This is a genomic window from Sphingomonas sp. Leaf30, from assembly GCF_001422525.1.
In the GTDB taxonomy this organism is placed as follows: domain Bacteria; phylum Pseudomonadota; class Alphaproteobacteria; order Sphingomonadales; family Sphingomonadaceae; genus Sphingomonas; species Sphingomonas aerolata.
Map to the genome: position 1 here is coordinate 40,798 of NZ_LMKZ01000014.1, position 8,548 is coordinate 49,345.

Consider the following 8,548-nt stretch of genomic DNA (forward strand, 5'->3'; position numbering starts at 1 on the left):
GCAGGTGCCCGCCACCCCGATGAAAGCCGGCGGGCATCTGCGTCACACATTACGCCTCAGAACTTAAAGCGTGCACCCGCCATGAACCGGCGCTCGTAAATGTTGTTGTAGGCCTTCTCGTCCGGGAAGGTCAGATAGTATTTCTCGTATTCTCCGGTCAGGTTCGACCCTTGCGCATACAGCGTCAGGTTCGGCGTGAAGTCGTAGCTGATCGACGCGTCAACATAGTTGGTTGGCTGCTGATAGAGTTCGAGACCCTGAATACCGCCGAAATTCTGCTGCACCGCGCGCTTGGAGCGATAATTCCACGCGACACGCGCCTGGAAATGATTGTCCTGGTAAAAACCCGCCAGATTGGTCTGGATCTTCGAATTATCCTGGAACGGGATCGCATCGCCCTTCAGATCGACCGCGCCGGAGTCGGACGGCGAATAGGTGATGTTCGCGTCGATACCGAAGTTGGTCAGGATCGACGGCATGAAGCCGAGGTCGCTGAACGACTGTTTCCAGCCTGCCTCGACGCCCTTCAGCGTCCCGCCATCGCCCTGCACCGGCGTGCTGATCGAGACCGTCCGGTTGCGGACGACGCCGTCATTGTCGGGCAGGTCGGTGCGGACGATGTTGCCCGACTGGATGAAGCTCGCAACGTCGATGTAGAAGGCGCCGACGCTGATCAGGCTGCTCGCGCCGATATAATATTCGAGCGATCCCTCGACGTTGGTGGCGCGCCACGGATCGAGCTGCGGGTTGCCGTTGGAACTGCCGCCGGTGACGCGGAACACGGGCGAACCGGGGTTGCTCGTGTCGATCGCATAGGTCGGGTTAAGGCCGCCGCCCCATTGGTTGAGGTCGAGCAACGTCATCGTCTTCGAATAGGCAAGCCGCAGCTTCACATTCTCGACGAGGTTGAACGCGAGATTGAAGGCGGGCAGGAAGTCGGTGAAGCTGCGCTTGGTCTCGACGGTGCCGTTGCTCAGATTGGCCAGGCCATAGGGCTGTGGCGAACCGGTGACGAACTGCGTGATGTCGAGCTTGGTGTTGATGACCTTGAGGCCCGCATTGCCCGACACCGGGATGCCGAACACGTCGCCCTTGACGTTGAGCTGCGCGTAGCCCGAAATCTGCTTCACGCCGACGTTGAACGACGCACCTGGGTTCTGCACTTCCACGTTGCCAGGGTAGAAGCTGTTCTGGAACGCCAGCGCGTTGTCCATCACCTTGGGATCCAGCACGTAGATCGGCGGCAGGCCAGCGCCCGGCAGGTTGTACTGCTTGACCTGCCCGTTGAAGATCGGATCGCTCGCCTTGCGGACCTGCCCTGCGGTGTAGGGAGCGAAGCTGGCGGTCCCGAACGTGCCCGTACCGGCACGGCACGAGGCATCGTTCAGGGGGACGTCGAATGCCTTCCATTTGACCAGGCAGCCACCCGCCTGCGACGCCTGCCCGGCATAGAGCGGTGCCGCGCGATCGAATTCGAAATCGTCGACCGTGCGCTCGCTGTACCGGCCACCCAGGGCAAGGCTGACATTGTCGTTCGCCTCGTAGGAGACGTCACCGCGGATCAGCTTGAGGTCGCCCTTGCGCCGGTAATTGCCCTCCGACGAGGTCGTCTTCATCGTGTAGCTGTCGATATTGCCAAGCGCGTTCGTCAGCTGCGATGGCAGCGTGAACACGGGCTGGTTGCCGGTGAAATCGACCGTCGCTGGTAGCGACGCCGCGCCTGCCAGGGTGTTAACGACATAGCCGCCGGGATTGAACGCGACGTCTCCCGTCGGATAATGACCGATCCCGCCCGGCTGCCACTGCGCGCCGTTGGACGGGCTGAACTGCAGATAGCTCTGGTCGTAGTTCGAATAGGCCTTGCCGTAGATACCGCGCAGGCTTGCCTTGAAGCGACCGCCATTGTCGTACTTGAGTTCGACATTGTAGTTCTGCGACTGCGACTTGAAGCGATCATTCTGCGCGTACGAGTCGAAGTTGCCGAGATCGTAATTATAGACTTGTGTGGTGTTCAGGTCATAGTCGCGAGTCACGCCGCCGTTGCTGAGCGAAACAATCGAACCCGTGTTACGCGACTGCCCCGGGACGAATTCGGCCGCCTGCCAGTTGACGTTCTGCATCTGGATGCCGGCAGTCCGGTCGTTCTCGTTCTGGCGGGTGAAGAACGCGTCGGCGTTCAAGGTCAGCGCATCGCTGATCTCCCACTGCGCCGAGGCATTGATACCGATCCGCTCGCGCTGGTTCACCTTGTCCCAGGCGGTGAAACCCTGTGGGACGATGAACGCGTCGTTCGAGTCACCATCGCCGTTCACGTCGCGGCCGGTACCGACGATCGTGCCCTTGGGACGATTGGCGGGCGAAAAGCCGCTGCTCAGGTTGACGTCGCCAGTCGGGTTGGCGGCGGTGTTGAACTGCTCGTTGTGGAGCGCTGCGCCATAGCCTTCCTGGATGCCGTTGTGCGAGTTCGACAGATGCAGGTTCGAATAGGCCCCGGACACGAGGAAGCCGACCTTCTCACCACGGAAGCCGAACAAGCCGTTCAGGTTTGGATCGAATTCCTTGGTCTTGTCGCCGTACGCGCCCTCGGCGGCAGCGGCGAAGGTGAAGCCCTTCTTCAGGTCGAACGGACGGCGCGTACGCAGGTTGACGGAGCCGGTGATGCCCGCGTTGAGCAAGTCCGCCGTGCTCGACTTGATGACGTCGGCGCCGGCGAACAGCTGCGACGGGATGTCGTTGAAATTCGGTTGGATCGTCGTGATCGATTGCGCGCCGAGATAGGCCTCGCCGTTAAGCAGCGTCGTCACCTGTGGCAGGCCGCGAATGTTGATTGCCGCCCCCTCACCCGCGTCGCGGCGGATCTGCACGCCAGGGATACGCTGGAGCGAATCCGAGATGGTCACGTCGGGCAGCTTGCCGATGTCTTCGGCGGAGATCGAATCGGTGACCGACGCGGCATCGCGCTTCAGGTTGACCGCACGCCGCTGCGCGCCGCGAATGCCGGTAACGACGATGTCCTCGCTTTCTGCGGCGGCATCACTCGTCGGGGTGGTCGGGGTTTGCGTTTCGCTCGCCTGATCGGCCGCAGCTGCGGACGGCGATGCTGCCTGATCGGTGGGCGCGCTTTGCAACACCCCCTGCGTCGTCGATGTTTGCTGCGCGAGCGCAGTACTGCTGCTGACCAACGCCGTCACCGACGCGGCGACCATCAGCATGTTCTTGGATTTTGCGCGCAACATTCCGACCCTCTCCCTCACAATCAACACCGCCAGCGATTGGCGAACGCGTTAGCCTGCGAGAATGAAGTTGATCGACGCCGCGGCGCCTACCCCTCTCCCACGTGCCAGCCGCAACTTACCGTTGTCTTGGCAACCGTGTTCTACCGCGCCGCAAAGCGCCGTCAATTGGATAATCAATTTGCGTTTATTTTTCGAACTGGCATTGTCGATCGGGATGGCCGTGCAGCGGTCACGAGCATGGGGGGAGGATATCGTGGGGGAGAGTGGTACCATTGCCAACATCGGCGGGCTGGTATGCGAAGATGCTGCGCCGGCGCTGGGTATCGATTTCGGCGGTACGAAGATCGAAGCCGTGTTGCTCTCGAAAGACGGCGCGGCTGCGTGGCGGCAACGCATTCCCAATCCCGGCAGCTACGACAGCGCGCTGACCGCGATATCGAACCTGGTCGCCGCGGCGGACGACGCCGGGGGCGCGCGCTGCACGGTCGGGATCGGTGCACCGGGCTCGCCGTCACCGCGAACCGGGATCATGCGCAACAGCAACTCTACCTATCTCAATGGCCGCCCCTTTCGCGAGGACCTCACCCGGGCGCTCGGTCGCCCCGTACGGCTGGTCAACGATGCCAATTGCCTGGCCCTGTCGGAGGCGATCGATGGTGCCGCTGAGGGTGCGCAGAGCGTCTTTGCGCTGGTGATCGGTACCGGAGTCGGTGGTGGCGTTGTGCTGTCCGGCGCCGCGATTGATGGTGCACACGGGATCGCTGGCGAGATCGGCCATCTGCCCCTGCCCTGGCCCGGCGGACGCGAGGCCGATGCTCCGACATGCTGGTGCGGGCTGTCGGGCTGCATCGAGAGCTGGGTTTCGGGTACCGGCTTTGCGCGGGCCGCGGCCACCGAACACGGGCTGGCGCTCAGCGCGCCCGACATCGTTGCCGCGGCGCGCTCCGGCGACCCCGCGGCCCGCGCCGCGCTGGATGCCTATGTCGATCGCCTCGGGCGTGTGCTCGCGCTCGTCGTCAACCTGCTCGACCCCGAGGTGATCGTCCTTGGCGGCGGCATGTCGAACGTCACCGAAATCTACGCCGGCCTGCCCGATGTCGTGCGCCGCCACACATTTTCCGATCTGTGGGACGGCCGTATCGTGCCCGCACGCTGGGGCGACGCCTCCGGCGTTCGCGGTGCCGCTAGATTATGGACAAAGGATCCGCAGGTCGGTCACTGACCCGGCATACCGCGGCACAAAACTGACCGGCAGCACTGCCAAGCCGGCACCTCAGGAGGGACTATTCATGCGACTGGCGACACTCACCACCCTGTTACTGCTAGGAACGGCCCTGTCGGGCGCGGTCGCAGCGCAAACCGCGCCAGCCGACGCGCCAGCAGCGATCGGCAACGCCGGCCCCTATAACGTCGACATCCTCGCTGGCGGGATCGGCGTCGAGCGCGACCTGACCGGCGCGCAGGCAGGGGTCGCCGCCGATGCGCCCTGGACTCTGTCGACCTGGGTCCAGCCCGGTGCGACGCGTATGACCGGCACCCTGCTCGCCGTCGGCGATCCGCTGGGGGCCTGCCGCTGTCTCTCGCTCGTCGATGGCCGCGTCACCGGCGCCGACGGCAGCGTTCGCGTCACTGGCGGAAGCATGCTCGCCGCCGGTCGCTGGACGCATGTCGCCGCCGTGTCGGACGGTCGCACGCTGATGCTCTATGTCGACGGCCGGCCGGTAGCGTCGCGCGCCGGCCGCTCGGTCGCCGTCACGCCCCGTCTGGCACTGGCACCCGTCACCGGCACCGGCCGCGCGAAGCAGCATTTCGGCGGATCGCTGGCCGACGCGACGTTCGACGCGCGCGCGCGGAGCGCCGCGACACTGGCCGACGAAGCCCGCGCGCAGCCAGACTTCGCGCTCGTCCAGTTCTGGCAGGTCGGCGTCGGCTGGCCGCTCCAGAAACAAGCCAATATCGGTTTGACGCAGCAACAGGATCCGTGGACGCTGCCAAAGGCACGCGGCGACGCCACCACGCCGCCGGTCTTAAACATGCCCTTGCCGCCAACGGGGTTGGCGCCGGCACGCGACGGCCGCTGGCTGGTGAACGGCTGGCAGCTTGCGGCCGCGCCGGACGTGCGCGACGATGGTGCGACGCTGTCACGTCCGGGCGTGCCCAGCGGCACATGGCGTGCCGCAACCGTGCCGGGCACCGTGCTGACCACGCTGGTCGATCGCGGAGTCTATCCCGACCCCTATTACGGGTTGAATAACCTCAAGATTCCCGAAAGCCTCGCCCGGCAGGATTACTGGTACCGCACCAGCTTCACCGTCCCGCCCGAAGCCGCCGGAAAGCGGCTTACGCTCGTCTTCGGCGGCATCAACTATGCCGCAGACGTCTGGGCAAACGGCCGCAAGCTCGGCAGTACACGCGGCGCGTTCATCCGCGGCCAGTTCGATCTCGTCCCCGTCGCCGGTGACAATGTCGTCGCGGTGCGCGTGTCGCCGCCGCCCCATCCCGGCATTCCACACGAACAATCGATCAGCGCGGGCGTCGGCGAGAATGGCGGACAGCTCGCCATCGACGGTCCGACCTTCGTCGCCACCGAAGGGTGGGACTGGATTCCCGGCATCCGCGACCGCAATACCGGGCTGTGGCGTCCGGTCGAACTGCTGGCGCATGGCGACGTCCGCCTGCTCGACCCACAGGTCGTCACCGACCTGCCGCTGCCACGGACCGACCGTGCCGATGTTTACATCACCGTCCCCGTTCGCAACGACGGCACCACGCCGCGCAGCGTCACCGTTCGCGCGGCGTTTGGCGACGTGCATGTCGAGAAGACGGTGACCGTATCGCCCGGCGAGACGAAGGTCGCCTTCTCGCCCAAGGACTTCGCCCAGCTGCGCGTCTCAAATCCGAAACTCTGGTGGCCGAACGGCTACGGCGAGCAGGCGCTGTACCAATTGTCGCTCGAGGCGCTGGCCGATGGCCGGCTGTCGGACACGCGTACCGATCGGTTCGGCATCCGTGAGGTGAGCTACGACCTGTCGCTGTTCGATACTGCGGGCTCGCTCCGACGAGTCAATCTGCAGTTTACCGATGGCAGCCTGCGCGGCGAACGTCTTGTCGACGTCCGTCACGAAGCGATCAAGCAGTCGCCGAACGGGTGGACCGAATCGCTGACCGCGGCTGGCGAGCGCTCCCCTGCGGTGACACCCGTCGCGGAGACAATGCCCGAGCCGCATTTGACCATCCGCGTGAACGGCGTGCAGATCGCGGCGCGCGGCGGCAACTGGGGCATGGACGATGCGATGAAACGCGTCGGCCGGGACCGGCTGGCGCCCTATTTCCGTCTCCAGAAGGAGGCGCACATGAACGTCATCCGCAACTGGATGGGCAATAACACCGAAGCCGAGTTTTTCGACCTCGCCGACGAGACCGGCATGATGGTGCTCAACGATTTCTGGCAATCAACGCAGAATTTCCAGGTCGAGCCGCAGGACCCGGAGCTCTTCCTCAAGAATGCGGACGACGTCGTGCGGCGCTATCGCAATCACCCGTCGATCATCCTGTGGTTCGGCCGCAACGAAGGCGTGCCTTATCCCACGCTGAACGAAGGGCTCGACGATCTCATCGCGCGCGAGGATGGCACGCGCTGGTTCACGGGCAGCTCGAACGTCGTCAACCTGCAGGGGTCGGGGCCGTACAACTACCGGCCACCGGTGGGCTATTTCACCGATCTGGCCAGCGGCTTCTCCGTCGAAACGGGAACGCCGTCGCTCTCGACGCTTGAATCCGTCCGCGCCACCATGCCCGATAGCGAGACCTGGCCGCTCAGCGACACGCTGGCCTATCACGACTGGCACTTTGCCGGGAACGGCGACACCAAGACGTTCATGACGACGCTGGCGACGATGTTCGGACCTGCGACGAGCTTCGCCGATTTCGAGCGGAAAGCGCAGATGATGAATCTCGAGACGCACAAGGCGATGTATGAAGGGTTTCTGGGCCATCTCTGGACCAAGAACTCCGGCCGACTCCTGTGGATGACCCACCCGGCCTGGCCGTCGAACGCATGGCAGATCTACAGCTGGGACTATGATACTCATGCGGCATATTACGGGGCGAAAAAGGCCGCGGAGCCGCTCCATGTTCAGCTGAACCTGCCGGGCAACGAACTGGTCGTACTCAATACTACCCGCGAGCCACGCCCCGGCCTTCGCGTTCGCACGCGGGTGGTCGGGCTCGACAATGCCGAACTGTTCAGCCGCGAGGATCGTCTCGATGCAAAGGCGAATGCGGCAACCCCGCTTGCCGCCGTGCCACTCGACCGCCTGTTCGCATCGCATCCGATACTTCTGGTCAAGCTCGACATGACCGATCAGTCCGGCAAGACGGTTGCGGAGAATTTCTACTGGCGCGGCAAGGACGAGGCTGCCTATCAGATGCTCAACAGCCTGCAGAGCGTTACCCTGAGCACTTCGGTCGCCGCCCCGATATCGATCGGTGACGACATGATGGTGGCCGTGACGCTCACCAATGCCACCAAGGTGCCCGCGCTCAATGCGAAGCTGACGCTGGTCGATACGGCGGGTAAGCGCATCCTGCCGGCATTCTACAACGACAATTATGTCGCGCTCCTGCCCGGTGAGACCCGGCGCATTGAAATCCGCTATCCAAAGACGGTCGGCGCGGCACCGGCGGCGGTGACGTTACGAGGCTGGAACCTCCCGGAAATGACGCGTCCAATCGAACGATAGCGCGTTTGATCGTACGCGGGTCATTATGGGGCGCGACTGCGTCGCCGCCCCTGATGATCGGAACTACGTCCGGAACGGGACGCCTTGAAGGGCGACGGGGCACACCTGAATATACGGCGTTTTACGCTAAAAGTGCCACCTAATGCGGAATGCCGGCTTTCCACCAAGGAGCGACACTCGGTCCCCCGCCCCGTCTCTTGAACGAACGTCCATTTATGCCGATCGCCGGCCGAAAGCAGACTGGCTGCTCTCTTCCAGTTTTGCATGCAGAAGGTCTGATGTTGCCGAAAACCGCGGGATGGCTCAAAAAAAAACTACGCGGCGGTAGATCGTACGACCGCACGACATCGGGCACCGCGCTACTCCTCCTCATCCTTGCGCGACCGACCAGCAGCGCGATCGGCAAGGACCGTGTTGCTGAAAGCGACGCGGCGATCTTCGCGCGGACGATCGAGATCATCGTCGTGCCATGTGAAGAGCTTTGATCAACCAGCTTCCGCGTGCTCGATCCTAGGGTCAGGACCCATTGATGTTAAAGGCGCGATCTGATTCAGGCTCCGTGAGGAGACT

4 protein-coding genes are annotated in these 8,548 nt (G+C 63.8%); 3 read left to right on the forward strand and 1 reads right to left on the reverse strand.

Going from position 1 to position 8,548, the window contains the following annotated elements; all coding sequences use genetic code 11:
* Positions 1–56 precede the first annotated feature (56 nt).
* On the reverse strand, positions 57–3,236 hold the full coding sequence (locus ASE89_RS19800) for a TonB-dependent receptor (protein WP_236701734.1): 3,180 nt from the start codon (positions 3,234–3,236) through the stop codon (positions 57–59).
* 178 nt (positions 3,237–3,414) lie between these two features.
* Between ASE89_RS19800 and ASE89_RS11670 the strand changes: the two genes are divergently transcribed.
* The 3 genes from ASE89_RS11670 (at position 3,415) to ASE89_RS11680 (ending at position 8,463) form a co-directional block, all read left to right on the forward strand.
* A complete protein-coding gene (locus tag ASE89_RS11670) occupies positions 3,415–4,458 on the forward strand; it encodes an ROK family protein (protein ID WP_236701735.1) in 1,044 nt (347 codons plus the stop codon).
* Between the two features lie 67 nt (positions 4,459–4,525).
* Positions 4,526–7,978 (forward strand): glycoside hydrolase family 2, encoded by a 3,453-nt coding sequence (locus ASE89_RS11675; protein WP_056677803.1) that lies wholly within the window; start codon positions 4,526–4,528, stop codon positions 7,976–7,978.
* A 215-nt stretch (positions 7,979–8,193) separates the two neighbouring features.
* Positions 8,194–8,463: a hypothetical protein gene (locus ASE89_RS11680; protein ID WP_156363441.1), complete on the forward strand. Its 270-nt coding sequence runs from the start codon at positions 8,194–8,196 to the stop codon at positions 8,461–8,463.
* Positions 8,464–8,548: the final 85 nt, after the last annotated feature.